Origin of the sequence: Hydrogenophaga sp. SNF1, assembly GCF_034421675.1 — a bacterium.
Lineage (GTDB): Bacteria > Pseudomonadota > Gammaproteobacteria > Burkholderiales > Burkholderiaceae_C > Hydrogenophaga > Hydrogenophaga borbori.
The window spans coordinates 4,344,220-4,370,021 of sequence record NZ_CP139793.1 but is presented as its reverse complement, the minus strand read 5'-3'; the positions used below and the strand labels follow the sequence as shown (position 1 = coordinate 4,370,021).

Below are 25,802 nucleotides of genomic sequence, written 5' to 3'. Positions count from 1 at the left end.
GCATGAGTGCTATCACCACCCAACGCGTAACCTCTGTAAGGCACTGGAATGACACGCTGTTCAGCTTCACCACCACGCGTGCGCCCGGTCTTCGTTTTCGAAATGGACACTTCATCATGGTGGGCCTGCCAGTGGCAGGAAAGCCTTTGATGCGTGCATACAGCATCGCCAGCCCGAACCATGCCGAGGAGCTCGAGTTCTTCAGCATCAAGGTGCCTGATGGTGCGCTGACGTCGCGGCTCCAGCATCTTCACGAAGGGGACGAGGTTCTGGTTGGCAGCAAAGCCGTGGGCACCCTTGTGCTCGACGATTTGCGACCGGGACGCAATCTGTACCTTCTTGCCACGGGAACGGGGCTGGCGCCCTTCATGAGCCTTGTGCGCGACCTGGAGGTCTATGAACGGTTCGAGCGTGTCGTTCTGGTGCATGGGGTGCGGTATGTGAGCGAGCTGGCATATGCAGAGGAACTGCAAGTGCACCTGCCCAACGACGAATACCTGGGTGAACAGGTTGCCCGAAGACTCGTGTACTACCCGACCTGTACGCGTGAGCCGTTCAAGGTGACTGGGCGCATACCTGAGCTCATTCGCAGCGGCCGTCTGGCGCACGACCTGGGATTGCCCCCGCTCTCGCCCGCCTCGGACAGGGTGATGATCTGCGGTAGTTCGCCTGCTCTGGCAGAGATCCGTGCCGAACTGGATGCCCGTGGGTTTGAGGCCTCTCCCTGCACTGGCGATACCGGCGACTACGTGTTCGAGCGAGCTTTCGTAGAGACATGAGCTACGTGGTAACCGAGAGCTGTATCCGGTGCAAGTACACCGATTGCGTGGCCATTTGCCCAGTAGACGCGTTCAGGGAAGGTCGCAACATGCTGGTCATCGATCCGACGGCGTGCATAGACTGTGGCGTATGTGAACCGGAGTGCCCAGCTGGGGCGATTGTGTTTGATATGGATGCTGCGCCGCTCTGGCGCGACCTCAATCAACGCATGGCTGCTCAGTGGCCAGTTATTTCGGAACCCAAACCCGCTCCACCCGATGCGGACCTGTTTCGTGGTGAGGCCGACAAGTACGTTCGATATTTCACCGAGACTGCGGCGTAGTGTGTTTGATGGAACGGCGAAACAGTCCCAAATGGAACCAGGCGCTGCAAGGCCTCAGTCACGACGAGGCAGAGGCTGTGCACAGCCTGATGCGCGCCCGTTCCTATCCTCCACGAGGAGCGATTTTCGGCCAGGGTGAACCCAGCGATACGCTGGTTGTGGTGCGCAATGGACGGGTGCGGCTGTTCATCACATCACCCGAAGGGGAAGAGTTCACACTCAGCCTGCTGACAGGCGGCAGCATCCTGGGTTTGGCCGCTGCCGTGCTTCAGCGGCCGCGGATTCTCTCGGCTGAAGCGGCTGGGCATGTGGACGTCTCTGTCCTTTCAACCATTGATTTTTTTTCCTGCATGGGCCGCTTCCCACGCTTCTCCCACAACATCACTCACTTGCTGGCCCTTCTGGCCGTAGAGAACATTGAGCGCAGCGCACCACTGGTGTTGGACTCGGCATCGCAACGCCTCGGACGCATTCTGGTGGCCCTGGCCACCCGAACGCACAGCGGAGAGCAGGCGGTGCGCGATCTCACCCACGATGACCTTGGAAAGATGATCGGTGCAAGCCGGACTTGGGTAAGTCTGACACTCGCCGATTTTGAGCGACGCGGCCTCGTTACCCGTCAGCCGGGATGCATTGCCATTCTGAATCCTGAAGGACTGATGCTCTGAGCGCGGAAAACGCGCTCGCGAACTCTGGAGAAAACTGAATGAAGCTCGCAACATACCGCGATGGGTCGCGCGATGGACAGTTGGTTCTTGTGACTGCCCGACTGGACAAAGCCGTGTTTGTTGCGGATATCGCCCAGACGCTCCAATGTGCCCTGGACCGCTGGAACGCCGTGGAGCTGGACCTGAGGCGCAGGGCTGACCTGTTGGAAGCCGGCCAGCTTGCAGGGGCATTCCCCTTCCAAGTGTCCATGTGCATGGCGCCTCTGCCCAGGGCCTATCAGTGGGCGGATGGCTCTGCCTACCTCAATCATGTTGAACTGGTTCGCAAGGCTCGGGGTGCTGCCATGCCGGCTGAACTCTACAGTGATCCCTTGATGTACCAGGGTGGCAGCGACATGCTGCTGGGACCCACCGATGACATCGTTGTCCAGGATGCATCCTGGGGAATCGACTTTGAGGCCGAGCTGGCGCTGGTGCTGGGTGACCTGCCCGTTGGCGTATCTGCCGAGGCGGCGTCCAAAGGCGCTCGACTCGCTGTCCTGGTTAACGACGTTTCTTTGAGGGATTTGATCCCTACTGAACTAGCGAAGGGATTTGGCTTTGTCCAGAGCAAACCCGCTTCCGCCTTCTCGCCAGTGGCCGTGACGCTCGATGAGTTGGGCCCCGCATGGGATGGGGAACGGTTGCATCTTGACTTGGCAGTCTGGCGCAACAACGTGCAGGTGGGAGATCTGCGCAGCGGAGAAGATATGCACTTCTCGTTCGCTGATCTCGCGGCTCACCTGTGTCGTACTCGCTCCGTTTGTGCCGGTACGTTGCTGGGCGCCGGGACAGTTTCCAATCGCCGGGCAGGCGCCGGGTTTGGCTGTATTGCGGAGAAGCGGACGCTCGAGGTGCTGGAGGAAGGCAGGGCGGTGACTCCCTACTTGCAAGATGGCGAGACCGTTCGGATTGAGGCCTTCGACTCTAGCGGTCAAACGATGTTTGGTCCTATCCATCAGAAAGTTGTCGTGTCTTCGTGTGCCTAGAGGTGAACAGCCCCGGCTTTCGTGGAGGCCGGTTGGCTTCAGTCAGATGCGCAGCGAGGCGCCAGGGCATGAGAGCGCAAAGCGTGAAAACGGTGTCCAGGCCGGCGCCTCGAAAAGGAAGGCCCGGGCAGGGAATGGTGAGCCCAAGACGGCCGGCGTGGACAAGGGAGTACCAGTCGGAGAAGAGATCAAACCGCCGGTGCGTCTGCCGCCATTGCTGTTCTTCGGACCTCCGGGTGTGAGCAAGGCCCACCTTTGCGATTCCCTGGCCAAAATGCTTGGCGTGTGCTCCTGCCCCTGAGGGGCGTTCATCATGCCGGGCTTCTCTGTAACGGAACGGTTCGAAATCCTGGGACAGGGTCAATCCGCGTGCCCGCCTGCCGTGCCAGGATGGCGGCCGCATCGTCCAGCGCGCCGATGCCGGCCAGGGCGCCGGTGCGGTCCACGAAGTCGCAGGCGGCACGCACCTTCGGGCCCATGGACCCCGCGGCGAAGTCCATGCCGCTCAGTTCCAGCGGCGTCACGTCGCCGAGCGCGCGCTGGTCGGGCGTGCCCCAGCCGGTGAACACGGCGGGCACGTCGGTGAGCATGAGAAACGCATCCGCCTGCAGCTCGGCGGCGAGCAGGCCGCTGGCGTGGTCCTTGTCGATCACGGCCTCCACGCCGATGTGGGTGCCGTCTGGGCGGCGCACCACCGGGATGCCGCCACCGCCCGCGCAGATCACCGTCACGCCCTGGTCGACCAGCAGGCGGATGACCTCGATCTCGAGGATGCGCAGGGGCCTGGGCGAGGGCACCACGCGTCGCCAGGCCGGGCCATCGGGGGCAATGGCCCACCCGCGCTGCTGCTGCAGTGAGCGCGCCTGCGCTTCGCTGTAGACCGGGCCCACGGGCTTGTCCGGTGCGTCGAAAGCGGCGTCGCGCGGGTCCACCTCCACCTGCGTCAGCAGTGTGGCGAAGCGCGCCGGCCCGGGGCAGGCGTTGTCCAGCTCCTGCTGCAACACGTAGCCGATCATTCCCTCGGTCTCGGCGCCCAGCACGTCGAGCGGAAAACGGCCCTGGCCGGCGGTCTCGCCCTGCAGCGCCAGCAGGCCCACCTGCGGCCCGTTGCCGTGGGTGACGACCAGGTGGTGCCCATCCTCCATGAGCCGCGCGAGCGCCGTCGCGGCGCGGCGGATGTTGTCGCGCTGCGTGGCGGCGCTCACCGGCTCGCCGCGCCGCAGCAGTGCGTTGCCACCCAGGGCCACCACCACGCGGGCCATGTCAACCGCCCAGGGTGGCCACCAGAACCGCCTTGATGGTGTGCATGCGGTTTTCGGCCTGGTCGAACACGATGGAGGCCGGGCTTTCGAAGACCTCGTCGTCGACTTCCATGGCACCGATGCCATACAGCTTCTCCATCTGCGCGCCCACTTCCGTTTCGTTGTTGTGAAAGGCGGGCAGGCAATGCATGAAGCGCACGCGCGGATTGCCGGTCAAGGCCATCGCGCGCGCGTTGACCTGGTAGGGCAGCAGCAGGCGGATGCGTTCCGCCCACACGGATTCGGGCTCGCCCATCGACACCCAGACATCGGTGTAGAGAAAGTCGCAGCCCTTCACGCCCTCGGCCAGGTCCTCGGTCAGCCGCACGCGGGCGCCGCTGTCCCGCGACAGCGCCTTCGCTTCGTCGACCACGGCCGCGTCGGGCCACAGGCTGCGCGGCCCGCACAGGCGCACGTCCATGCCGAGCTTGGCAGCGCCCGTCAGCAGCGAGTTGCCCATGTTGTTGCCGGTGTCGCCGAGGAAGCAGAAGGCCACGTCGCGCAGGGGTTTGTCGCAGTGTTCGCGCATGGTCATGAAGTCGGCCAGGATCTGCGTCGGGTGGAACTGGTCGGTGAGCCCGTTGTACACGGGCACGCCCGACCACTTCGCCAGCGTCTCGACGACCGACTGCCCATGGCCGCGGTACTCGATCGCGTCGTAGACGCGGCCCAGCACCCGCGCGGTGTCCTTGATGGATTCCTTGTGGCCGATGTGGCTGCCCGAGGGGCCAAGATAGGTCACCGTGGCGCCCTGGTCGTGCGCCGCCACTTCGAAGCCGACGCGCGTGCGCGTCGAGTCCTTCTCGAAGATCAGGGCGATCTCCTTGCCGCGCAGCAGGGCCTGTTCGGTGCCGGCGTACTTGGCCGTCTTCAGGTCGGCGGCGAGCTTGAGCAGAAAGCCGATCTCGGCCGCCGAATAGTCGCTCAGCGTGAGGAAGCTGCGGTTGCGCAGGTTGATGGCCATGGCGCGCCTTTCGGTGGTGTCGGGCTGTCGCGGCGGCGGCCTCAGGCCTCACGCCACAGCGGGCAGGTCATGCAGTGCGCCCCGCCGCGGCCCCGGCCGAGTTCGCCGCCGCGGATGGTGATGACCTCGATGCCCGCCTTGCGCAGCAGGGTGTTGGTGTGGGTGTTGCGGTCGTAGCCGATGACCACGCCGGGTTCGAGGGCGACCACGTTGTTGCCGTCGTCCCATTGCTCGCGCGCCTGCTCGTAGCCGTCTCCCCCGGTGGGAATGACGCGCAGCGCCTTCAGACCCAGGCAGTGCGCCACCACGTCGAACAGCGGCTGCTTCTCGGTGCGGCATTGAATGCCGCCGCGGTCGTTCGGGTAAAGGCTGTGGCAGACGATCTGCATCGCCACCTCAACGAAGCTGGTCACGGTGTCGCGGTCGCAGAACGAGAACACGGTGTCCAGGTGCATGGCCGCGCGCGAGCGCGGCATCTGGCAGGCCACCACGCGCTGCACGGCGCCGGCGGCGAACAGGGCCTGGGCCAGTTGCCCCACGGCCTGCGGGGTGCTGCGCTCGCCCATGCCCACCAGCACCACCCCGTGGCCGATGGGCATGATGTCGCCGCCTTCCAGCGTGGCCGGTCCGTGGTCGGTATCGGGGTCGCCCCACCACACGGGGAAGCCGGCCTGCGCGAACAGGGGGTGGAATCGGTACACGGCGGCCGTCAGCAGCGTTTCCTGGCGGCGGGCCGGCCAGTGCATAGGGTTGAGGCTCACGCCACCGCAGATCCACGCGCTGGTGTCGCGGGTGAACATCAGGTTGGGCAGCGGCGGCAGCACGAAACCGTCGGGGCCGAGATAGGGGCCGAACATGCCTTCGGGCTTGAAGGGCAGCTCGTGCACCGCAAGGCCGCCCACCAGATGGCGCGCCAGCTGCGCGGGAGGCAGTTCCCACAGCCAGCCCCTGAGTTCGTCGAGCATGCCCACGCCCACGTGGTTCGGCGTGATCCGGCGCTGCAGCACCCAGTCGCGCGCGCTGGGGATGGCCAGGGTCTCGCTCAGGAGCTGGCCCATCTCCAGCACCTCGACGCCGCGGTCCTGCATCTTGGTGACGAAGTCGAAGTGGTCGGTGCGCGCCTGCTGCACCCAGAAGACGTCGTCGAACAGCATGGCCTCGCGGTTGGCGGGGGTGAGGCGTTCGTGGGCCAGCCCGGGCGAGCCGACCAGCACGCGGCGCAGCTTGCCGACCTCGGAATGCACGCCGAAGCGGGCCGGGCTCGACACGGGCGAAGGGGGCGCGTTCACAGCAGGACCGCCGCGCTCAGCGAGGCCATGCTGAGCAAGGCCAGCATCAGCATCAGCGGCCAGATAAAGCGCAGCCAGCGCTGGTAGGGCACGCGCCCGATGGCCAGCGCGCCGATCACCACCGCGTAGGTGGGCGTGACCAGGTTGGTGATGCCGATCGCGGTCTGGAACGCGGTGACGGCGAGGTCGCGCGGCACGCCGGCGAAATCCGACAGGGGCGCCAGGATCGGCATGCTCAGCACCGCCAGCCCCGAGGTGGACGGCACCAGCAGGCTCAGCAGACCCTCGGTGGCAAAGAGCGCGTTCACGAAGGCCACGTTGGACATGCCGCCGATCCAGCCCTCCAGCGCGTGCAGGATGGTGTCGGTGATTTTTCCCTGGTCCATGATCACCACGATGCCGCGCGCCAGGCCGATCACCAGGGCCACACCGAGCAAGTCACGCGCGCCGTCGACGAAGGCGTTGGTGAACGGCTTCTCCCCCATCCAGGCCACCAGGCCCACGGCGATGGCCGACGCCAGGAAGAGCGCCGACATCTCGGCCATCCACCAGCCGCGCAGCGCCACGCCCCAGACCATGGCGACGAAGGTCGCGCCGAACAGGACCAGGATGATCTGTTGCCGTCCGGTGAGCACCTGGTCGCGGTGGCTCTCGCGGTGGCGCAGGAAGTGGGCTTCGTTGGACGCCTTGAGATCGGCCACCAGCGAGCGGGACGGGTCCTGGCGGACGCGCTCCGCGTAGCGCATCACGTAGGCCACGCAGATCAGCCAACCCAGCGCCAGGATCACCAGCCGCAAGGCCATGCCCTGGGTGAAGGGGATGCCGGCGGCGTTGGAGGCGATGGCGGTCGAGAAGGGGTTGATGGTGGAGCCGAGCACGCCGATCCCGGCCCCCACCATGATCACGGCCACGCCCGTGAGCGCGTCGTAGCCCACCGCGATCATCAGCGGCAGCAGCAGCACATAGAAGGCGAGGGTCTCTTCCGCCATGCCGTAGGTGGTGCCGCCCGCGGCGAACAGCAGCATCAGCACCGGAATCATCCATTTCTCGCGGCCCTGCATGCGCAGCATGACGCGTTCGATGCCGGTGTTGATGGCGCCGCTGGCGTTGACCACGCCCAGGAAGCCGCCGACCACGAGCACGAACAGGGAGACGTCGATGGCGTTGGCCACGCCCGTGGCCTGGTTGTAGAAGCCCGTGATGGGGGCCATCAGCACGTCGAGCGCGCCTTGCGGCGCGGCGTCGACGACCTGGTACGTGCCCGGCACCGGGGTGTCCTTGCCCAGGGCTTCATTGGCCACGCGTTCGTACTGGCCCGCCGGCAGCAGCCAGGTGAGCGCCGCCATCAGCACGATCAGCGCGAACAGGATGGTGTAGGCGGTGGGGAACCGGTCCTGCGCGGAGGGCAGGGGGACGGGGGCCGCGCCCGCGATGGGCTCTGCCTGGTTGGCCATGGTGTTGCCTCCTTGTGCGCCCATGTGTGCCCTGCCGGATGGCAAGGGAGTCGCCTGGCGCTCGGGGCATTCTTGGCCGGTGGTGACCGGCGCGCCTTGACGCTGGTCAAGAACGGTGGTGGTCGCGCCGCGGCCGAACCCACCCGGGCCGCCTCGCAGCGCCGCTCGATACCCCCCGCTTCAACGGGCCTTCCTGGCCTTGGCCGCGGCAGCGGGCTTGGGCCGGGCGCTCGCTTCGTCGAGCCACAACAGCGTGTCGGTGTGCACCATGAAGCGGTGCAGGTAGTCGGGCGAGAGTTCGCTCAGCAGGCTCAGGGTGCGCAGCACGAGCATGTGCGAATTGAGCGGGCCGGCGGCCTCGGGGCCGCGTTGCACGGCCTGCGCCACTTCGTCTTCGGCGCAGAGGCGCGCCCAGCTGTCGTGGAAGGCCTGCGCGCTGCGCAGCTCGGGCCGTGCCGTGCCGGCCGGCTGGGTGCGTTGCCCGATGTGCTGGTTGAGCTGGGCCAGGGGCGTGAGCGGCGGCTTCGACCGCGGGCGAAGGGCGCGCTCGACCGGCGCCGGCTCGCTCGCTGCGGCCTCGGCCGGTGGCAGCGAGGCCAGCGTCGCCATCAGCCGGCGCTGCACGGACTCGGGCGCGGTCTGCATGCGGCGCGCCAGCGCCGCCCGGTAGTGGGCGCGCACGGCCTCGGCGTCAGTCACGCTGGGCCCCCCGGGCGCCATGGCCGGCCTTGGGCACCGGCGCCATTTCCACGCGGCGGTTGAGCGCGCGGCCCTTCTCGTCGGCGTTGGAGGCCACGGGTTGTTCGGCGCCGAAGGCGGCGCTGAACACGCGCTGCGGCGGCATGCCTTCCTGGATGAGGGCGCGCGTGACCGTGAGCGCGCGCTGCGCCGAGAGCTCCAGGTTGTCGGCGAAGCGCTGGTTGCCCGACTGCACCGGGCGGTCGTCGGTGAAGCCGCTGACCATCAGCATCTCGTCGCGCTCGCCCAGGTAGACCTGCAGCGGCGGCACCAGGCTTTGCAGGATCTGCCGTCCCTCGGGCCGCAGTTCGTCGGAGTTGAGCGCGAACAGCACGCTGCCGCTGATGCCGATGCGGCCGTTGTCCAGGGTCACGCGGCCGTTCTGCAGCGGAATGGCCAGGGCCTTCTCCAGGGCCATGCGGCGCTGCTCCTCCTGTTCGCGCTTGCGCACCTCGGCCTGCAGGCTGTTCACCAGGTCCATCTGCACCACGAGCACGCCGACGAGGATGAGCACAAAGGCGCCCACGAGGCCGGACATCAGGTCGCCGAACACCGCCCACACCGGCGCGCCGTGCCCGCCGCCCTCGGTGTCGTCGGGGCGTTCGTCCAGGCCGGCCATCATGCGGCCGTCCCCCCGGGCGGCGCGCGCAGGCGGCGCAGGTCTTCCACGATGCCCTGCTGCGAGCTGATGCTGAGGTCGATCACCTCTCGGGCCTGGGCCACGTAGTAGGCGAGCTGTTCGTCGCTGCGCGCGACCGATTGCGTGACGGCGCCTTCGACGCGCTGCAGGCTGTCGATGAGCGCCTCCTGCGAGCGGCTGAACAGCGCCACGCCGTGGTTGAAGGCCTCGCCCAGGCTGGCCAGTTCGATGGCGCTGGCGCCGACCTGCGCGGCCACTTCGTCGGCGCGCACGGCCTGCGCGCCTACGGTGTCGGCGAACTGGCGGCCCACCCGGTCGAGCACGGCGCCGGCCGAGCCGACCAGCGATTCGATGGCCGCGCGCTGCTCGGCGGTGGCCTGCTGAACGGACTGCAGGAGGGCGTCGATGTGCTGCATCAGCGTGGCGCGCTCCTGCAGGGCGCTGTTGTCGCGCTCGGTGAGCTGGCTCATGTCCTGGCGCAGCCGCGCGATCACCTCGGCGGCGGCCCGGGGCGCTTCGGCGGCCGTCTCGATCAGGCGCGCCATGGGGGCTTCGAGCGCGAGGGCCAGGCTGGCGAGTTGCGTGGACAGCTGCTGGTTCAGCGAGGCCTGCAGCTCGCCCAGCCGCTGCACGGCGGCCTCGCCGCGCGCCGCCTCTTCGCCGCGCAGGCCGGCGAGTTCTTCGCGCCAGCGGGTCGCCGTGTCCTGCAGGGTCTGCGCCACGGCCTGCTGCTGCGCCAGGGTCTGCGCCCCGAGCCGGCGCCATTCGTCCTGCAGGGCCGCGGCCGTGTCCTGCAGGGCGGCGGCCCAGGCGGCCTGGCGCTCGCGTTCTGCCGCGCTGTGCTCGGCCTGCGAGCGGCCCAGCGTGTCCTGCACCTGGGCGAGCAGGGCGCCACTGCGCTGCTCGAAGGTGGTGGTGAAGGCGACCAGCGCCTGGTCCAGGCCCTGCAGCTGCGTGCGCACCAGGGCGTCGACGCGCTCGTGTTGCCGCGTGGCCTCCTGGGTGAGGGCATTCATGGCCTTGTCCACCGCAGCCTGCAGGCCTTCGCCCGCGGCCCGCGCGCTGGCGTCCAGGCTGTGCCGCAGCGATTGCTCAACCGAGCGGGCCAGCCCGCCATAGGCGTCGCCCGACGCCGACAGGAACTGGGCCTGCCGCGCCAGCAGCTGCTCGTCGAGCTGCTGGCTGCGCTGCTCGATCCGCTCCATGAGCGCCTGCAGCCGGTCCGCCACCGCGGGCAGGGCGCTGGCCTGCTGCTGCAGGGCGTCGACCGTGGCCTGGCGCTGGTGCGCGAGCGAGAACGGGCGGAACACCGTGGCCACGCGCGCGTCGAGCTGGCGCGCCGCCTCGGCGCGCTCGCGCCGGGCGATGGCCGACATCAGGCCCAGCATGGCCGAGGTGGCCACGCCCACCACCGAGGTGCCGAAGGCCAGGCCCAGGCCCTTGATGGGCGCGGCCAGCGCCGAGCGGATGGCCTGCAGGTCGGCCGAGCCCTCGAGCGTGAACACCACGCCCTTGAAGGTGAGGACCATGCCGAGGAAGGTGCCGAGCATGCCCAGCATCACCAGCAGGCCGATGAGGTAGGGCGTGAGCGCCAGGCCGGGCAGGGCGCCGCGCTCGCTTTCGATGCGCTGGCGCACCGCGTCGCGCAGGGGGGGCGGCACGCTGGACAGCCAGTCCTCGAGCGCGGCCAGGGGCTGGGGCACCTGGGCCAGCGCCTGGGACAGCGCCGCGCTGGCCTGCCGGTAGCGCCGGATCTCCTGCGCGCCCATGAGGTACACGCCGCCGATGAGCGCGGTCATGGCCAGGGCCAGGCCGCTGGACCCCACGAAGCCCGCGCCGATCCAGACGACGGACAGCAGGCCAAGGACGAAGGCGGAGACGAAGAACAGTCGGTTCACGGAAAGGCGGTTCACGGGGTGTCGATGGAGGGGGAAGCATGGGACGGGCCCAGCGCTTCGATCATGCCGGTCACCGGCTGCAGGCGCAGATCGAGTTCGGCGAGCAGGGCCTGCCGCAGCTCCTGCTCGAACACCTCGGGCCAGGCGTCGGACGGGGTCTGGCGCAGCTGCTCGAAGCGCGCCTTGAGGAAGGCGGGCACGCCGGACAGCAGCCGCTGCTCGCGCCCGCCGATCAGCTGGTCCAGGGTGGCGTCCAGCGCGGCCAGCTGCGCCAGCCGGGGCGAGGTGGCGGCCAGCGCCTGGCGAACGTGGGCGCGAAAGGCGCCGATGGCGGTGTCCATGCGGCGCTGCTGGTCGAGGCAGCGCTGGTGGATGGCGCCGAAGTGGCTGTCGTCCGCGCCGATCGGCTGCCGGGGCGGCGTGGCGATGCCTTGCTCCAGCGTGGCGCGCAGGCCCTGCAGCCCGGCCCGCAGCTGGGCGGCGTGGGACCGGCCGGTCGGCTGCCGTGGTGCAGCCGCCGACGGCAAGGCCTGGTGGGTGGCGTGCAAGGCGATGGCGTCGCGCACGTCCAGCCATTCGGCCAGGCGCTCGGCAAGGTCCCGCCGGGGGGCCTCGGCCGGCGCGGGCAGGTACCCGGCGAGCTGGCGCACCAGGGCGGAGCGGTGGGATCGGCTGCGCAAAACGGTCGGTGGCGCCTTCGGGGGCGCGGGGGTCAACAGGCGGATGAATGGGGGCGCGAGCGCCCCGCATTGTCCTCTACCCGGGCGCGGGGCCGGATGGCCGAGCAGCGCCAAGGCGGCGGGCCGCTGGCGCTAGGCGCCGCGCAGGCTGCGTCCGCTCAGGGCGTCGCGGATCGGGGTGGGCCGCTCGAGGCCACCCAGGGGGAGGTCGAGAAGGGCGTCGAGGTCCGCGCCGGCGAACTGTTGCCACAGCTCGGCCACGCTGCGGGCCGCGGGCTGGCCGTGCCGGTTCGCGCTGGTGGACACCAGCGCGCCGCCGGCGGCCCGGCACAGCCCGGCCGCCGGGCCATGGGCGGTGACGCGCACCGCGATGCCCTGGTGCGCACCCGCCACCACCGCGGGCGCGCTCGCCCCCCGCGGCAGCACCCAGGTGTGGGGGCCGGGCCAGCTGGCGCGCACCTCGGCCAGCGCCTCGGGGGCCAGCCGCGCCCAGTCCACGAAGGGGTCGAGCTGCGCCTCGCTCGCGGCGATGAGCAGGAAGCCCTGCGTGGTGGGGCGTCGCTTGAGCCGGTAGATGCGCTGCACAGCCGCCGCGTTGAAGGGGTCGCAGCCCAGGCCGAACACCGCTTCGGTGGGGTAGGCGACCACGCCACCGCGGCGGACCGCGTCGGCCACCGCGTCCAGGCACGCGGGCGAACGCCGCCGGCTCAGAGGTCGTGCCCCAGGAAGTCCCGCAGCTCCTCGGTCTGGGGGTGGTCGAGCACGTCCGCCGGGCCCACCTCCCAGACCTTGCCCTGGTGCATGAACACGAGCTGGTCCGCGATCTTGCGGGCGAAGTTCATCTCGTGCGTGACCATCACCATGGTCATGCCCTGGTCCGCCAGGCCTTCGATGACGCGCAGCACCTCGCCGGTGAGCTGCGGGTCGAGCGCGGAGGTCACTTCATCGAACAGCATCACCTTGGGTTGCATCGCGAGCGAGCGGGCGATGGCCGCGCGCTGCTGCTGGCCACCCGACAGCTGCTCGGGGTAGGCGTCGAACTTCTCCGACAGGCCCACCTGACTCAGGCACTGCTGGGCCAGCGCGATGGCCTGCGCCTTGCCCAGCTTTTTCACGCTGCGCGGCGCGAGCATGATGTTCTCGCCGATCGTCAGGTGCGGGAACAGGTTGTAGCTCTGGAACACGATGCCCACGTCCAGGCGCAGCTGCCGCAGGTCCAGCGTGGGGTCGGTGAGCACGTGGCCGCACACCTGGATGTGGCCGCGGTTCACCTTCTCGAGCCGGTCGATGCAGCGCAGCGCGGTGCTCTTGCCGGAGCCGGACTTGCCGATGAGCACCGTGACCTCGCCGCGCTTGACCTGAAAGCTCACGCCCTTGAGGACTTCGATCTGGCCGAAGCTCTTGTGCACATCGCGCAGCACCACGATGTCGTTCGCGGAATCGGCGGTGCCGGCGGCGGTCGGGACAAGGTCATTCATAAGGTCTTCTTTCATGGAGAGGCTCACGCGCTGCGCATGCCGCGCGCCATGCGTTGCTCCAACCGCCGGCTCAGGGCCGACAGCGGATAGCAGAGCAGAAAGTAGATCAGCGCCACGACCACGAAGGTGATGAAGGGCTGGAAGGTGGAGTTGTTGATCAGCTGGCCCGCCCGCGTCAGGTCGACGAAGCTCACCGCCGACGCCAGCGAGGTGTTCTTGACGATCTGCACCATGAAGCCGACGGTGCCCGGCGTGGCGTTGCGGATGGCCTGCGGAATGATCACCTTGAACATGCGCTGCGTGCGGCTCAGCGCCAGGCACTCGGCCGCCTCCCACTGCGCCTTGGGCACCGACTGGATGCTGCCGCGCCAGAACTCGCCGAGGTAGGCGCCGACCCAGATCGTCATGGACAGCGTGGCCGCCATCAGCGGCGACACCGCCAGGCCCAGCGCCGGCAGGCCGAAGTAGCCCGCGAACATGATGACCAGCAGCGGCACGCCCTGGACCACCTGGATGTAGGCCGCCGCGAGGGCGCGCAGCCAGGCGAAGCGAGAGACGCGGCACAGCGCGATCAGCAGCCCCATCAGGCCACCGCCGATGAAGGCGCAGGCCGACAGCGCGACCGTCCACAGGGCGCCCTGGAGCAGGAATTGAACGTGGACAAGACCAAAGGTGGGCATCGTTCGCTCTCCCTTCAAAGCGGCGTGCCGAGGCGGCGGCGGCGCGGAAAGATCACCAGGCCGAGCAGCCAGAACCCCAGCCGCATGACCAGCGCCAGGCCGAAGTACATGAAGCCGATCGTGATGTAGGTCTCCATTGGCCGGAATGAGACGCCCTGGATGTAGTTGGCGTTGCCGGTGAGCTCGGCCACCGAGATCTGCGAGGTGATGGAGGAGGCCAGCATCAGCAGGATGAACTGGCTGGTGAGCGAGGGGTAGACGCGCTCCACGGCCGGGCGCAGCACCACGTGCCAGTACACCTGGGCGCGCGACAGTCCCAGGCACTCGGCCGCTTCCCATTGGCCGGCATGTACCGAGTTGAAGCCGGCGCGCATGATCTCGCCCGTGTACGCGCCCACGTTGATGGTGAGCGCGATGATGGCCACCGAGAAGGCGCTCATCGTGATGCCGATCGAGGACAGGCCGAAGAAGACGAGGAAGATCTGCACCAGGAACGGGGTATTGCGGATGCCTTCCACGTAGCCCGCGCACAGCGCCGACAGCCAGCGCACGCTCGAATTGCGGCCGATGGCGCAGAGCGTGCCGATCACGAACCCCAGCAGGGTGGCGGCGGCGGCCAGCTGCAGCGTCACCAGCGCACCGTCCAGCAGCATCGGCCATCGTTCGAGGATGGGAGTGAAGTCCAGGGTCACCGTCGTGCCTCCGATGGGGTTGCCCGCGCGCGCGGGATCAAGCCGAGACTGGGGGCGCCTTGCGGTCGCCGAACATCAGGCCGGCGGCACGGAAGCCGCCGTCGACGTTGAGCGTGTGGCCCTGCACGTAGCGCGCTTCGTCCGAGCAGAGGAACACGGCCGCGTCGCCGATTTCCTCGGGCGTGCCATAGCGCACCATGGGCACGAGGTAGTTGTAGGCGCTGCGCGTGGCGGCGTCGTGTGCGGTCGCGGCCATCTCGGTCTCGATGGCGCCGGGCGCGATGTTGTTCACGTTGATGCCGTGCGGCGACAGCTCGACCGCCATCACCTTGGTGAGCAGCTCCAGGCCGGCCTTGGCCGCGCCGTAGGCTCCGCGGCCGTTGCCGCCGCGCTGGCCCGAGAGCGAGGCGATGTTGATGATCTTGCCGCCGTGGCCCTGCGCCACCATGCGCCGGGCGCAGGCCTGCGCCACGATGAAGGCGCCGGTGAGGTTGATGGCAATGGTGCGGTTCCAGTTCTCCAGCGTGATGTCCAGGAACGGGGTGTTGCCGCCGATGCCGGCGTTGTTGATGAGGATGTCGAGCCGGCCGAGCTGGGTGGTGACGTCCTTGAGCAGCGTCTCCACCGAGCGCGGATCGGCCACGTCGACCACGAAGCCGTGCGCCTGGGCGCCGGCCTCGCGCAGTTTGGCGGCCGCCGCGTTGGCGCCCTGGGGGTTGATGTCGGCGATGGCGATGACGGCGCCCTGGCGCGCGAGGGCCGTGGCGATGGCGAAGCCGATGCCGCGGGCACCGCCGGTGATGAGGGCGATCTTTGCTTGCAGTCTCATGAAGGGTCCTGTGGTGGTGAGGGCGTGCGGCGGTTCAGTGTGGGTCTCTGACCGCCGTGAAAAAGTCGGGGGCGCCGGTCTGGCCGCCCTTGAGGGCGATCTCCAGGCCGTCGATGGCGGGGTCGGTCGAATGGGCGCGGCACAGCGGCACGCCCGGCGACAGCGGCGCGATGGCGGTCAGCGCGTCGATGCCCAAGCGCGAGGCCGCGTGGCTGGAGGTGTCGCCGCCGGAGATGACGGCGCGCCGCAGGCCGCACTGGCGCACCAGGGCGTTGAGGACGTCGCCGAGGGCGGCACCGAGCCGGTCGTTGACGGTGGCGATCGGCGTGCCGCTGGCCCGCACGGCGTCGCGGAACGCGGCCACGCGCGGATCGTCGGGGCCGGTGGCGGTGAAGACCAGCGGGTCGCGACCCCGCGCGATGGCCTCGCGGCCGAGCGCGCTCACGCGCCGCACCTCGGCGGCCAGCAGGTCCTCGTGGACCGCCAGCCGCGCGTCCAGCACGATGGGCTCGAAGCCCCGCGCGCAGGCGTGCTCGATCTGCGCCGCCGTGATCGGCGACACCGAGCCCGACACGGCCGCGAGGCGCTCCGCGCGGGCGCAGCCGGCGCTGGCGGAGGCCGACGGCATCAGCCCGGCCGCGCGCCAGTGCGCCACCAGCGCCTGCTCGACGCCTTGCGAGCCCAGGACAAACTGCGGCGCCGCGCCCCGTTCCCAGATCAGACGACCGGCCTCGCGCAGGGTTTCCGGGTCCAGCACGTCCACCGAGACGATGGCCGCGCCGCGTTCGATCTCCTGCGCCAGCAGCGCATCGGCCCGGCCGCGTTTCATGCTGGCGAAATCCACCAGGCCCACGCGCAGATCGGTCTGCGCGGCCAGGTGGCGGCCCAGGTCGGCCTCGTGCATGGGCGTGGTGGGGTGGGCCGCCATGGTGGGGTGGCGGTCGAGCCGGTAGCCCACGCCGTTGGCGTGCGCGAACAGGTTGCCGAAGGCCTGGAAACGGCCCATGCCGGGGTCCGACACCACGAGCGGGATCCACCCCGCGAAGCGCCGCCGGGCGATCTCGGCCGCGCGGCCGATGCTGCCGATGTGGGGCGCCGAGTCGAAGGTCGAGCACACCTTGTAGTGGACGACGGGCGCGCCGATGCCGGCGAGCTGCTCGAAGACCGCGGGCAGGTGCTGCTCCATCCACTCGGGCGGTCGCGAGCGCGCCACGCCCGCCACGCCGATGGCGCGGTAGTGCGCGAAACGGGCCAGGCGCTCGGGCGTGGGCGGCGCGAGGAACAGGATGGTCTCGAGCCCGGCGAAGGCCAGCACCTCCAGGGCCGCCGACGAGCCCGTGAAGTCGTCGCCATAGAAGGCGATCAGCGGCCCCGGGGGGAGCGGACGGGCGCCGCTCACGCAGCGGCCTCCATCGCCGATTGCAGCGCCGGGTGGGTGCGCGCGTAGTCGGCCTGCGGCACGCCCTGCAGCGCCGCGTCCCAGGCTTCGCGCAGGGCGCTCACGCCGGCGCCCGGGCCTTGCGGGTGGGCCAGGATGCCGCCGCCAGCGGTGACGATCAGGTCGGTGGTGTTGACGGCCGCGTAGGTGCCCGGCACTTGCGTGACGCCCTGGCCCGAGGAGAACACGGGCATCACGGTGCAGGGCTTGTCCGCGAACAGCGGTTCGAGGCAGGCGCGCGCCGACGCGATCACGCTGTCGTCGGGCTCGGAGAACTTGTTGGCCAGGCCGTTGACGTGCATGTGGTCGGCGCCGGCCAGGCGCCAGATCTTGCTCCACGCGGTGAACGACCAGCCCAGCAGCGGGTGGCGCGACAGGTAGCCCCAGCCGTTGCGGTGCGCGTGGATGGGCAGCTGCGAGAACTTCGCCAATTCGATCATGCCCGCCAGGCCCACGGAGTTGATGCTGGCCATCAGGCAGGTCGCGCCGTGCGCGAGCAGCACGTCGTGGCGGCGCTTCATCTCCTCGACGTCGCCGGTGAGGTTGAAGGCGTACATGGGCTTTTTGCCGGTGCGGTCCGCGCTGGCGTTCACCTCGCGCATCACCGCGGCCACGCGCTCGTTGAACGGGCAGTTGGGTCCGTCGGCCTGCAGTTCGTCGTCCTTGATGAAATCGATGCCGGCGGCGCAGAGCTGGGCCACCAGGGCCGCCGTGTCCTCGGCGGAGAAGCCGACACTGGGCTTGATGATGGTACCGATGAGGGGGCGCCCCTTCACCCCGGTCAGCCGGCGCGTGCCCTCGGCGCCGAACTTGGGCCCCGGGTAAGCGGCGGCGAAGGGCTGGGGCAGGCGGATGTCGAGCAGGCGCAGGCCGCTCACCTGGCGCAGCTCGAACAGGTTGCCCGCCACCGTGGCCATCAGGTTGGGCAGGGAAGGCCCCAGCGTGGCCAGCGGCCAGGAAAGCGTGAGCCGGGCGCGGACCAGGGACTCGCCCGCGGGCGTCGGTGTCGAGGTGGGCAGCGCGCGCGCGCCGGTGAAGCGCTCGATGACCTCCAGCTTCTCCACCCGCGCCGCCGCGCGTTCGAGCAGCTCGGGCGTTTCGCCCGGCACGCGGACGAAGGTGCCGCTGGACTGCTCCCCGGCGATGGTGGCCGCCACGCGCTCCGGGTCGTCCGGTGTCTCGAGGAGGTAGTCCGCTTCAATACGGTGCTGCTGCATGGCGTTTCCAGGGGTGGGTCGGATGGCGTGCCGGGCGAAGGCCCATGGCGCGCCCGCGCGTGCGTGCGCGGGCGCCAGGAACAAGGAAGAATCGGCGGGGCGTGTGCGGGGCCCGGCCCGCACACGGGCGCGTGGCTCAGGGCTGCAGGAGCTCGGCGGGCACGTCGACGCCGTGGTGCTTGCGGTAGAGCGCGTTGAGCTTGCCGCTCTTGGCGTTGACCGCGATCCACTCGTTGAGCTTGGCCAGCAGCGCGGGCTCGCCCTTCTTCACGCCCATGGCGATCGGGAACTGCTTGATCACCAGCTTGGCCTCGAAGGGCTTGGCGCCCGCGCGCTGGTTGATGGCCTTCATCTGCGGGTCGCCCAGGCCCACGTAGGTGGCCTGGCCCGACAGGGCCGCCGTGATGACGGTGGCATCGTCGTCGAAACGCACCACGTTGATGCCCAGGGCCGAGGCACGGGCGGTCAGCTCCACGTCCTGCATGGTGCTGCGCACCACCGCGATGGACTTGCCCTTCAGGTCGCCCCAGTCCCTCACGCTCTTGTCCGCCACCGGCGCGATCACCGTGGTGCGGATGAAGGAATACGGCTTGGTGAAGTCCACCACCTTGGCGCGCTCTTCGGTCACGGAGAGCGAGGAGATCACCACGTCGGCCTTGTCGGTGTTGACGTTGGGAATGCGCGTGGGGCCGGTGGTGTTGATGAATTCCACCTCCACGCCCCAGTCGGCGGCCAGCGCGCGCGCCACCTCGACGTCGGAACCGGTGGGTTGCAGCGACCCGTCGAGCATGCCGAAGGGCGGGATGCCCATGTCGGTGGCGACGCGCAGCTTCTTGCGGCTGTTGATGTTGGCCAGAACGTCCGCGCTGGCGGGCAGGGCGAGCGCGAGGCCCAGGGCCGCGACGAGGGCGCTGGCGTGACGGCGGTGGATGTTCATGTTTTGTCTCCTGGTCGTTGAGGCCGGATGGCCTGCGGAATGGGATGCACACGCGCGGCCCGGGCGCCGGGTTTCTGCGGTCAAAATCTGACAGCTGCGCGCTCGATGTTCAGGGTAAACCCTGAGATTTCCCATTGCGTTAACGGCAAATGCTGGGAAATTGACGGCAGTCTAGTCAGACTCGCCGCGGCTGACCTTCCATTTGTTCGTCCCTACCTGTGAGTTTTTATGACAGCTCAACCGCTTGCGGCCGGGGGCGATGCCCGCCAGCGCCTGCCCTTGACCTCCCTGCGCGCCTTCGAGGCGGCGGCCCGCCTGGGCTCCATGACGGCCGCGGCGGACGAGCTGTTCGTCACGCACGGCGCGATCAGCCGGCACGTGCACCTGCTCGAAGACCAGTTCGGCGTGCCCCTGCTGGTGCGCCTGCCGCGCTCCGTGGCGCCCACGCCGGAGGGCGCGGCCCTGGCGGGGCAGCTGACGGAGGCCTTTCGCCTGATGCGCGAGGCCGTGGCGCGGCTGGCGCCCGGGCCGCTCACGCTGTCGTGCTCCGCCACCATCATGATGAAGTGGCTGATCCCGCGGCTGAGCGAATTCAAGCGCGCCAACCCCAGCGTGGAAATCCGGCTCAACATGAGCCACGGCGAGGTGGACTTCATCCAGGACCAGATCAGCCTGGCGATCCGCACCAGCATGAACCGCCCGCCGCAGGACGTGGTGATCGAGCCGCTGCAGCACGAGCAGATCGGCCCGGTGTGCCATCCCGAGTACCTGGCGCGCATCGGCATCTCCTCCATCGCGTCGCTGGCGCGCGCCCGCATCCTGGAAACCGCGACGCGCACCTACGCCTGGAAGGAGTGGGTGGCGCTGATGAACTGCGAGGACATCGGCCTCACGCCGCACGAGCGCTACGAGCACTTCTACCTGGTGATCGAGGCGGCGGTGTCCCAGCTGGGCGTGGCGCTCGTGCCGCGCTACCTGGTGGAGAAGGAGCTTGAGTCGGGCCAGCTGGTGGCGCCCTTCGGTTTCATCCAGAGCCCGTACACGCTCAACCTGTGGATCGCGCCGCACGAGCGCCTGCGCGACGATGTGCGCCAGCTGGCGCGGTGGATCCGCGAGCGCATGGAGTGAAGGGCGCGTGGGTCAAGACACCGCGAGCCGCCCGGGCGCCGCGCGCTCGCCCGCCAGCGCGCGCTGCCCCAGCGCGATGGTCAGGGCCGCGGCGAGGCTGGCGACCACCGACACCCAAAAGCCGTTCTGCGGGCCGAAGTGGTCGACCACCCAGCCCGACACGAACGCGCCCAGGGACATGCCGATGCCGATGCCCGTCATCACCCAGGTCACGCCCTCGGTCAGCATGGACGCCGGCACGCGGCGCTCGATCAGGCCGAAGGCGGTGATGAAGGTGGGCGAGATCGCCACGCCACTGAGGAACACGGCGGCCGCGAGCAGGGCGACCGACGAGCCCGCCACCAGCAGCGGCAGCGAGGTCAGGGCCAGCACGCCCACGGCGATGAGCAATTGGCGGTGCAGCGCCAGGCGCGGGTTGAGCGCGCCCAGCACCAGCCCCAAGACGAAGGAGCCGACCGCGTAGACGCCGATCACCAGGCTGGCGGCGCCGGGCTGGCCCAGCGCCGTGGTGATGGCGATGGCGCTGACCTCGGCCGTGGCGAAGGTGGCGCCGACGAAGACCAGGGCGAGGGTGATGATCTGCACCGGGCGCTGGCGGATCGCCGAGCCCGCGGGGCCGTCGGCCTGCGGCGCGCGCACCGCGGGCTCGGTCTTGCGCTGCAGCAGGAAGGCCGCCGTGCCGCCGACCATGAACAGGGTCGAGGCCAGCATGCCGGCCTCGGGGAACCAGGCCGCGGCCAGGCCGACCGAGAGCGAGGCCCCCGAGATGTAGATCAGCTCGTCGGCCGCGGATTCGAAGGCAAAGGCGGTGTTGAGCTCGGGCCGGTCTCGGAACAGCTCGCTCCAGCGGGCGCGCACCATGGCCGACATGCTGGGCAGCGTGGCCGCGCCGAGGGCGGTGGCGAACAGCGTCCAGGCCGGCCAGTTCCAGTGGCTGGCCAGGATCAGCAGCACGAAGGCGGCGGCCGACACGGCAGCGGCCGGCGCCGCCACCGCGGTCTGGCCGTAGCGGTCGATCCAGCGCGAAATCTGCGGCGCCAGGAAGGCATTGCCCAGGCCGTACGTGGCCGCGACGGCGCCCGCCAGCCAGTACTCGCCCAGGGTCTGGGACAGCATGGCGACGATGCCGATGGGCGCCATGGCCAGCGGCAGCCGGCCGAAGAAGGCGGCGATGGAAAAGCCCTTGGCGCCGGGCTCGCTGAATATCCTTGCATAGGGGTTGGACACGGGAAAGCTCCTGGATCGGGGGTGAACGGCAATAAGATACGTGGCGTATGCATGTTATTGACGTACGCTGCGTACGTCAATTCACGTACGTTCTGTATGTGTTTGATTGGAGCCAGCCATGCGAAGAGCCCGCCAGGACATGATTGCCGAGACCCGCGGCAAGCTGATCGCCGCCGCGCGCCAGGCCTTCGGCAGCGTGGGCTACGCCCAGGCGTCCATGGACGATTTCACCTCCGCCGTGGGCCTCACGCGCGGCGCGCTGTACCACCACTTCGGCGACAAGAAGGGCCTGCTGCAGGCCGTGGTGGACCAGATCGACGCCGAGATGTCGGTGCGGCTGAAGGCCATCGCCGCGCGCGCGCCCAACCGCTGGCAGGCCGTGGTGGACGAGTGGATCGCCTACATCGAGATGGCGCTGGAGCCCGAGATCCAGCGCATCCTTTTCCGCGACGCGCCCGCCGTGCTGGGGGATCAGTCGCAATGCCCCAGCGCCCAAAGCTGCATCGAGGCCCTGACGGCCAGCCTGGCGGCGCTCAAGGAAGACGGTGTGCTCATCGACGCCGACCCGGAGGCGATGGCCCGGCTGATCAACGGCGCCAGCAGCCACGCCGCGATCTGGATCGCCAGCTCGCCCGATCCCGAGGCGGCGTCGAAGAAGGCCGTGGCGGGCTTTCGCCGCATGCTCGAAGGCCTGCTGCGCCGGCCGGACCCGGCCTGAGCGACGCCGTCCGCTGAGCCCCGCGGCCCACCACGGGCGCCGGGGTGATCGCGCCAAGCGATTGCTATCGCTTGGCGCTGCCTTGTTGGGGCATGGGTGCCTTCCTACCATCCGCCGACTTCAACAGGGCACCCACCACCGTTCATGAAAACCCAAGTCGCCATCGTCGGGGCAGGCCCGGCGGGCATGCTGCTTTCCGAGATCCTTCACCACCACGGCATCGACAGCATCGTCGTGGAACGCCAGACCCGCCAGTACGTGCAGTCGCGCATCCGCGCCGGCGTGCTGGAACAGACCACCGTGGACATGCTGCGCCAGTACGGCCTGGCCGAGCGCATGGAGCGCGAGGGCCACGCGCACGACGGCATGAAGATCGTCTGGGCCGGCCGCAGCAGCTTTTTCATCGACGTGCGCCAGCACGTCGGCAAACGCTTCGTGGCCTATGGCCAGACCAGCATCCAGGAAGACCTGTTCGCGGCCGCCGACCGCCGCCAGGCCAGCCTCGTCTTCGGCGCGGCCAACGTGGCCCTGCACGGCATCGACACCGACCGGCCACGCGTGAGCTTCGAAGCCGACGGCCAGACCACCACCATCGAGTGCGACTACATCGCCGGCTGCGACGGCTTCCATGGCGTGTCGCGCAAGGCCATTCCGGCCACCGTGCTCAAGGAGTTCGAGAAGGTCTATCCCTTCGGCTGGCTGGGCATCCTCACGCCGCGCCCGCCGCTGCCCGACATCGTCTACGCCAACCACCCGCGCGGCTTCGCGCTGGCGTCCATGCGCAGCCCGACCATGAGCCGCTACTACATCCAGGTGCCGCTGGACACCCGGATCGAGGACTGGTCCGACGAGCGCTTCTGGGAAGAGCTCAAGGCGCGTTACCCCGCCGACCTGGCCGCCGCGATCGTGGAAGGCCCCTCGATCGAGAAGTCCATCGCGCCGCTGCGCAGCTACGTGGCCGAGCCCATGAGCCATGGCCGCCTGTTCCTGGCCGGTGACGCCGCGCACATCGTGCCGCCCACCGGCGCCAAGGGCCTGAACCTGGCCTTCTCCGACGTGCACTACCTCAGCCGGGCCCTGGCCAGCCGCTACGAGACGGGCCGCTCGGACCTGCTGGAGCGCTACAGCGACACCGCCCTGCGGCGCGTCTGGCACTCGGTGCGCACCTCCTGGTACCTCACCAACCTGCTGCACCGCTTCCCGAGCACCACCGCCTTCGACCAGCGCACCCAGGAGTACGAGCTCGAATTCCTGAAGTCCTCGCACAGCGCGCAAGTGGCGCTCGCCGAACAGTACGCCGGCCTTCCCCTGGAGCAGACCTGATGACCCCCGCCACGCGCGATTACCACGACATTCCCGGCACCTACGTGTTCGACGGCGCCCACCAGCGCAAGGGCTACTGGCTCAATATGTTTTGCAAGTCGCTGGACGTGGCGGCCCACCGCGACCAGTTCCGCGCCCACCCCAACGACTACCTGGCGCGCTTCCCCATGAGCGAGGCCCAGCGCGAGGCCGTGCTGATGCGCGACTGGCTCGGCCTGCTGCGCCTGGGCGGCAACATCTACTACACCTTCAAGCTCGCCATCTTCGACGGCCTGAGCATGCAGCACGTGGGTGCCGCGATGTCGGGCACCGGCATGACGGTGGAGGACTTCCGCCGCATGATGGTCTCCGGCGGCCGCCCGGCCGAGGGCATGCGCAGCCTGCGCCAGAACGCGGAGGTGGGCCATGGCTGAGCTCATCGGTGGCGTGGGCACCTCGCACGTGCCCGCGATCGGCGCCGCGGTCGATCACGGCAGGACGCAGGACGCCTACTGGAAGCCCGTCTTTGACGGCATGCAGGCGGCCAAGGACTGGATCGCGCGCGCCAGGCCCGACGTCTGCATCGTGGTCTACAACGACCACGCCTCCTGCTTCTCGCTGGAGCTCACGCCCACCTTCGCGCTGGGCGTGGCCCCGCACTACGAGCCGCACGACGAGGGCTACGGCCCGCGGCCGGTGCCGCGCGTGGAGGGCGCGCCCGAGTTGTCCTGGCACCTGGCCGAGTCGCTGATCCTGGACGAGTTCGACATCACCATCGCTTCGAACATGACGGTGGACCACGGCCTGACGGTGCCGCTGTCGGTGCTGTTCGGCCAGCCCGAGGCCTGGCCCTGCCGCGTCATCCCGCTGTGCGTGAACGTCATCCAGTACCCACCGCCCACCGGCCGGCGCTGCCTCAAGCTGGGCCAGGCCATCCGCCGCGCGGTCGAGTCCTTCCCTGGAAACCTGCGCGTGGCGGTCATCGGCACCGGCGGCCTGTCGCACCAGCTGCAGGGCGAGCGCGCGGGCCTCATCAACGCCGAGTTCGACAACCGCTGGCTCGACGAATTCGTCGACGCGCCCGACCAGGCCGCGGCCCACGGCCACCTGGAACTGCTGCGCGAAGCGGGCTCGGAGGGCCTGGAGTGCGTGATGTGGCTGGTGATGCGCGGCGCCCTGCGCCCGCAGGTCGAGGTGGTGCACCGCTTCTACCACGTGCCCGCCTCGAACACGGCCTACGGCCTGCTGGTGCTGGAGGACGCGCAGCGCGCGCCAGCGCCCGCCACCTAGACGCCCGCCCTCCCGCGGACCCCACGAACAAACAAGGAGACAAGACATGCTGCCAACGAATCCCCCCACCGCGCCGCGCGCCCGACACGGGCTCCTGCGCCGCCTGGGCCGCCAGCTCGCCGCGGCCGCCCTGCTGGGCTGCGCCACGATGGCCTCGGCCCTGGCGCAGGGCGACTGGCCGGCCAAGCCCATTCGCTTCATCGTCGGCTTTCCGCCCGGCAGCTCGCCCGACGTGGTGGCCCGCGCGCTGTCGCCCGGCCTCACGCAGGCCCTGCGCCAGCCCGTGGTGGTGGAGAACCGGGCCGGGGTCACCGGCATGATCGCGGCCGAGGCCGTGGCCCGCGCGCCCAACGACGGCTACACCTTCCTGGTGACCTCGGGCAGCTCCATGTCGATCTCGGTGCACACGCTGCCGCGCGTGCCCATCAACCCCGACAAGGAGCTGGTGCCGGTGGCCGCCGCCGCGCGCATCGAGCTGTTCCTGGTGTCCGACGCGCGCCAGGGCTTTCGCAACTTCAGCGAGTTCATGGCGTTCGCCAAGGCGAACCCGGGCAAGCTGACCTACGGCTCGCCCGGCACCGGCAGCGCACCGCATGTGGCCACCGAGATGCTGCGCGCGCAGAGCGGCATCAACGTGGTGCACGTGCCCTACCGCGGCGCCTCGCCGGCCCTGCAGGACCTGCTTGGCGGCACCACGCAGTTCCTGTTCGACCCCGGCATCGCCCTGGAGCATGTGCGCGCCGGCAGGCTGCGCCTGCTGGCCGTGGGCAGCACCAAGCGCTCGCCCCTGTTTCCCGACACGCCCACCATCCAGGAGCTGGGCCTGGCCGACTTCGACGCCGGCACCACGCACGGCATCTACGCGGCGGCCGGCACCCCGCCGGCCATCGTCAACCGGCTGAACGCCGAAATCAACAAGCTGCTGGCCCAGCCACAGGTGGCGCAGCAGTTCACCGCCATCGGCGCCGAGGCCACGCCCATGAGCGCGGCCGAGTTCGGCGCCCTGATCCGCCGCGACAGCGCGCGCTACGGCGCGATCGTCCGCGAACGCGGCATCAAAGAGTAAGCCCTTCCGTCTCCCCAGAACGGCCGCGCCCGGGCGCG

At 69.6% G+C, this 25,802-nt stretch carries 27 protein-coding genes; 10 read left to right on the top strand and 17 right to left on the bottom strand.

Annotation, left to right across the window (positions count from 1 at the left end):
* The first annotated feature begins 2 nt into the window (after positions 1 to 2).
* From SOM08_RS20885 to SOM08_RS20870, 4 genes are read left to right on the top strand one after another with little or no spacing between them, the layout of a single operon-like run.
* Complete coding sequence (locus tag SOM08_RS20885; RefSeq protein ID WP_322469667.1) at positions 3 to 779, top strand: ferredoxin--NADP reductase; 777 nt, start codon at positions 3 to 5, stop codon at positions 777 to 779.
* Positions 776 to 1,102 (top strand): ferredoxin FdxA, encoded by a 327-nt coding sequence (gene fdxA, locus SOM08_RS20880; RefSeq protein WP_322469666.1) that lies wholly within the window; start codon positions 776 to 778, stop codon positions 1,100 to 1,102. The genes SOM08_RS20885 and fdxA overlap by 4 nt, the downstream gene beginning before the upstream one ends.
* 8 nt (positions 1,103 to 1,110) lie before the next feature.
* Positions 1,111 to 1,770: a Crp/Fnr family transcriptional regulator gene (locus SOM08_RS20875; protein WP_322469665.1), complete on the top strand. Its 660-nt coding sequence runs from the start codon at positions 1,111 to 1,113 to the stop codon at positions 1,768 to 1,770.
* Between the two features lie 38 nt (positions 1,771 to 1,808).
* Entirely contained in the window at positions 1,809 to 2,798 is a 990-nt protein-coding gene (locus SOM08_RS20870; RefSeq protein ID WP_322469664.1) for a fumarylacetoacetate hydrolase family protein, read from the top strand.
* Between the two features lie 311 nt (positions 2,799 to 3,109).
* On the opposite strand, the gene arcC is transcribed toward SOM08_RS20870, so the two are convergent.
* From arcC to SOM08_RS20790, 16 genes are all read right to left on the bottom strand, one after another.
* Positions 3,110 to 4,060 (bottom strand): carbamate kinase, encoded by a 951-nt coding sequence (arcC, locus tag SOM08_RS20865; protein WP_322469663.1) that lies wholly within the window; start codon positions 4,058 to 4,060, stop codon positions 3,110 to 3,112.
* Between the two features lies 1 nt (position 4,061).
* Positions 4,062 to 5,063, bottom strand: a complete 1,002-nt coding sequence (argF, locus tag SOM08_RS20860; RefSeq protein WP_116960905.1) for an ornithine carbamoyltransferase — start codon at positions 5,061 to 5,063, stop codon at positions 4,062 to 4,064.
* Positions 5,064 to 5,104: 41 nt separating this feature from the next.
* Positions 5,105 to 6,331, bottom strand: coding sequence for an arginine deiminase (locus SOM08_RS20855; RefSeq protein WP_322469662.1), 1,227 nt, complete (start codon positions 6,329 to 6,331; stop codon positions 5,105 to 5,107).
* A 17-nt stretch (positions 6,332 to 6,348) separates the two neighbouring features.
* Positions 6,349 to 7,806 (bottom strand): YfcC family protein, encoded by a 1,458-nt coding sequence (locus tag SOM08_RS20850; protein ID WP_322469661.1) that lies wholly within the window; start codon positions 7,804 to 7,806, stop codon positions 6,349 to 6,351.
* 180 nt (positions 7,807 to 7,986) lie between these two features.
* Positions 7,987 to 8,505, bottom strand: a complete 519-nt coding sequence (locus SOM08_RS20845) for a DUF2894 domain-containing protein (RefSeq protein ID WP_322469660.1) — start codon at positions 8,503 to 8,505, stop codon at positions 7,987 to 7,989.
* The gene (locus SOM08_RS20840; RefSeq protein WP_181936588.1) at positions 8,498 to 9,163 is read right to left on the bottom strand and encodes an OmpA family protein; all 666 of its coding nucleotides are present in this window, start codon (positions 9,161 to 9,163) and stop codon (positions 8,498 to 8,500) included. Before SOM08_RS20840 ends, SOM08_RS20845 begins: the two co-directional genes overlap by 8 nt.
* Positions 9,163 to 11,097, bottom strand: coding sequence for a hypothetical protein (locus SOM08_RS20835; RefSeq protein ID WP_322469659.1), 1,935 nt, complete (start codon positions 11,095 to 11,097; stop codon positions 9,163 to 9,165). The genes SOM08_RS20840 and SOM08_RS20835 overlap by 1 nt, the downstream gene beginning before the upstream one ends.
* On the bottom strand, positions 11,094 to 11,762 hold the full coding sequence (locus SOM08_RS20830) for a DUF3348 family protein (protein WP_181936580.1): 669 nt from the start codon (positions 11,760 to 11,762) through the stop codon (positions 11,094 to 11,096). Before SOM08_RS20830 ends, SOM08_RS20835 begins: the two co-directional genes overlap by 4 nt.
* A 132-nt stretch (positions 11,763 to 11,894) precedes the next feature.
* Positions 11,895 to 12,437 (bottom strand): L-threonylcarbamoyladenylate synthase, encoded by a 543-nt coding sequence (locus tag SOM08_RS20825; protein ID WP_322469658.1) that lies wholly within the window; start codon positions 12,435 to 12,437, stop codon positions 11,895 to 11,897.
* A 32-nt stretch (positions 12,438 to 12,469) separates the two neighbouring features.
* Positions 12,470 to 13,240, bottom strand: a complete 771-nt coding sequence (locus SOM08_RS20820) for an amino acid ABC transporter ATP-binding protein (RefSeq protein ID WP_116960899.1) — start codon at positions 13,238 to 13,240, stop codon at positions 12,470 to 12,472.
* Positions 13,241 to 13,263: 23 nt separating this feature from the next.
* Positions 13,264 to 13,920 (bottom strand): amino acid ABC transporter permease, encoded by a 657-nt coding sequence (locus tag SOM08_RS20815; RefSeq protein WP_322469657.1) that lies wholly within the window; start codon positions 13,918 to 13,920, stop codon positions 13,264 to 13,266.
* Between the two features lie 14 nt (positions 13,921 to 13,934).
* Positions 13,935 to 14,573, bottom strand: a complete 639-nt coding sequence (locus tag SOM08_RS20810) for an amino acid ABC transporter permease (RefSeq protein WP_116960897.1) — start codon at positions 14,571 to 14,573, stop codon at positions 13,935 to 13,937.
* Positions 14,574 to 14,649: 76 nt separating this feature from the next.
* Positions 14,650 to 15,441, bottom strand: a complete 792-nt coding sequence (locus tag SOM08_RS20805; protein WP_116960896.1) for an SDR family NAD(P)-dependent oxidoreductase — start codon at positions 15,439 to 15,441, stop codon at positions 14,650 to 14,652.
* Positions 15,442 to 15,475: 34 nt separating this feature from the next.
* Positions 15,476 to 16,840 (bottom strand): four-carbon acid sugar kinase family protein, encoded by a 1,365-nt coding sequence (locus SOM08_RS20800; protein WP_322469656.1) that lies wholly within the window; start codon positions 16,838 to 16,840, stop codon positions 15,476 to 15,478.
* Entirely contained in the window at positions 16,837 to 18,096 is a 1,260-nt protein-coding gene (locus SOM08_RS20795) for a ribulose-bisphosphate carboxylase large subunit family protein (RefSeq protein WP_116960894.1), read from the bottom strand. The genes SOM08_RS20800 and SOM08_RS20795 overlap by 4 nt, the downstream gene beginning before the upstream one ends.
* Before the next feature lie 136 nt (positions 18,097 to 18,232).
* Positions 18,233 to 19,033, bottom strand: a complete 801-nt coding sequence (locus tag SOM08_RS20790) for a transporter substrate-binding domain-containing protein (protein ID WP_116960893.1) — start codon at positions 19,031 to 19,033, stop codon at positions 18,233 to 18,235.
* A 279-nt stretch (positions 19,034 to 19,312) separates the two neighbouring features.
* On the opposite strand from SOM08_RS20790, the gene SOM08_RS20785 reads away from it, so the two are divergent.
* Positions 19,313 to 20,161 (top strand): LysR substrate-binding domain-containing protein, encoded by an 849-nt coding sequence (locus SOM08_RS20785; protein WP_322469655.1) that lies wholly within the window; start codon positions 19,313 to 19,315, stop codon positions 20,159 to 20,161.
* A gap of 12 nt (positions 20,162 to 20,173) precedes the next feature.
* On the opposite strand, the gene SOM08_RS20780 is transcribed toward SOM08_RS20785, so the two are convergent.
* Entirely contained in the window at positions 20,174 to 21,388 is a 1,215-nt protein-coding gene (locus tag SOM08_RS20780; protein ID WP_116960891.1) for an MFS transporter, read from the bottom strand.
* 118 nt (positions 21,389 to 21,506) lie between these two features.
* Between SOM08_RS20780 and SOM08_RS20775 the strand changes: the two genes are divergently transcribed.
* The 5 genes from SOM08_RS20775 (at position 21,507) to SOM08_RS20755 (ending at position 25,764) form a co-directional block, all read left to right on the top strand.
* Positions 21,507 to 22,106 (top strand): TetR/AcrR family transcriptional regulator, encoded by a 600-nt coding sequence (locus tag SOM08_RS20775; protein WP_116960890.1) that lies wholly within the window; start codon positions 21,507 to 21,509, stop codon positions 22,104 to 22,106.
* Between the two features lie 144 nt (positions 22,107 to 22,250).
* Positions 22,251 to 23,429, top strand: a complete 1,179-nt coding sequence (pobA, locus tag SOM08_RS20770) for a 4-hydroxybenzoate 3-monooxygenase (protein ID WP_322469654.1) — start codon at positions 22,251 to 22,253, stop codon at positions 23,427 to 23,429.
* Positions 23,429 to 23,842, top strand: a complete 414-nt coding sequence (gene ligA / locus SOM08_RS20765; protein ID WP_116960888.1) for a protocatechuate 4,5-dioxygenase subunit alpha — start codon at positions 23,429 to 23,431, stop codon at positions 23,840 to 23,842. Before pobA ends, ligA begins: the two co-directional genes overlap by 1 nt.
* Positions 23,835 to 24,698, top strand: a complete 864-nt coding sequence (locus SOM08_RS20760; protein ID WP_322469653.1) for a class III extradiol dioxygenase subunit beta — start codon at positions 23,835 to 23,837, stop codon at positions 24,696 to 24,698. The genes ligA and SOM08_RS20760 overlap by 8 nt, the downstream gene beginning before the upstream one ends.
* Before the next feature lie 46 nt (positions 24,699 to 24,744).
* Positions 24,745 to 25,764, top strand: coding sequence for a tripartite tricarboxylate transporter substrate binding protein (locus SOM08_RS20755; RefSeq protein WP_322469652.1), 1,020 nt, complete (start codon positions 24,745 to 24,747; stop codon positions 25,762 to 25,764).
* The last annotated feature ends 38 nt before the right edge of the window (positions 25,765 to 25,802 follow it).

Excerpts from the sequence above, each read along its gene's own strand:
- SOM08_RS20815 (WP_322469657.1), bottom strand. The coding sequence starts at position 13,920 with ATGCCCACCTTTGGTCTTGTCCACGTTCAATTCCTGCTCCAGGGCGCC.
- SOM08_RS20850 (WP_322469661.1), bottom strand. The coding sequence starts at position 7,806 with ATGGCCAACCAGGCAGAGCCCATCGCGGGCGCGGCCCCCGTCCCCCTG.
- SOM08_RS20805 (WP_116960896.1), bottom strand. The coding sequence starts at position 15,441 with ATGAGACTGCAAGCAAAGATCGCCCTCATCACCGGCGGTGCCCGCGGC.
- pobA (WP_322469654.1), top strand. The coding sequence starts at position 22,251 with ATGAAAACCCAAGTCGCCATCGTCGGGGCAGGCCCGGCGGGCATGCTG.
- SOM08_RS20885 (WP_322469667.1), top strand. The coding sequence starts at position 3 with ATGAGTGCTATCACCACCCAACGCGTAACCTCTGTAAGGCACTGGAAT.
- SOM08_RS20755 (WP_322469652.1), top strand. The coding sequence starts at position 24,745 with ATGCTGCCAACGAATCCCCCCACCGCGCCGCGCGCCCGACACGGGCTC.
- SOM08_RS20870 (WP_322469664.1), top strand. The coding sequence starts at position 1,809 with ATGAAGCTCGCAACATACCGCGATGGGTCGCGCGATGGACAGTTGGTT.
- SOM08_RS20795 (WP_116960894.1), bottom strand. The coding sequence starts at position 18,096 with ATGCAGCAGCACCGTATTGAAGCGGACTACCTCCTCGAGACACCGGAC.
- SOM08_RS20820 (WP_116960899.1), bottom strand. The coding sequence starts at position 13,240 with ATGAATGACCTTGTCCCGACCGCCGCCGGCACCGCCGATTCCGCGAAC.
- SOM08_RS20810 (WP_116960897.1), bottom strand. The coding sequence starts at position 14,573 with ATGCTGCTGGACGGTGCGCTGGTGACGCTGCAGCTGGCCGCCGCCGCC.
- argF (WP_116960905.1), bottom strand. The coding sequence starts at position 5,063 with ATGGCCATCAACCTGCGCAACCGCAGCTTCCTCACGCTGAGCGACTAT.
- ligA (WP_116960888.1), top strand. The coding sequence starts at position 23,429 with ATGACCCCCGCCACGCGCGATTACCACGACATTCCCGGCACCTACGTG.
- fdxA (WP_322469666.1), top strand. The coding sequence starts at position 776 with ATGAGCTACGTGGTAACCGAGAGCTGTATCCGGTGCAAGTACACCGAT.
- SOM08_RS20790 (WP_116960893.1), bottom strand. The coding sequence starts at position 19,033 with ATGAACATCCACCGCCGTCACGCCAGCGCCCTCGTCGCGGCCCTGGGC.
- SOM08_RS20775 (WP_116960890.1), top strand. The coding sequence starts at position 21,507 with ATGCGAAGAGCCCGCCAGGACATGATTGCCGAGACCCGCGGCAAGCTG.
- SOM08_RS20760 (WP_322469653.1), top strand. The coding sequence starts at position 23,835 with ATGGCTGAGCTCATCGGTGGCGTGGGCACCTCGCACGTGCCCGCGATC.
- arcC (WP_322469663.1), bottom strand. The coding sequence starts at position 4,060 with ATGGCCCGCGTGGTGGTGGCCCTGGGTGGCAACGCACTGCTGCGGCGC.
- SOM08_RS20875 (WP_322469665.1), top strand. The coding sequence starts at position 1,111 with ATGGAACGGCGAAACAGTCCCAAATGGAACCAGGCGCTGCAAGGCCTC.
- SOM08_RS20840 (WP_181936588.1), bottom strand. The coding sequence starts at position 9,163 with ATGGCCGGCCTGGACGAACGCCCCGACGACACCGAGGGCGGCGGGCAC.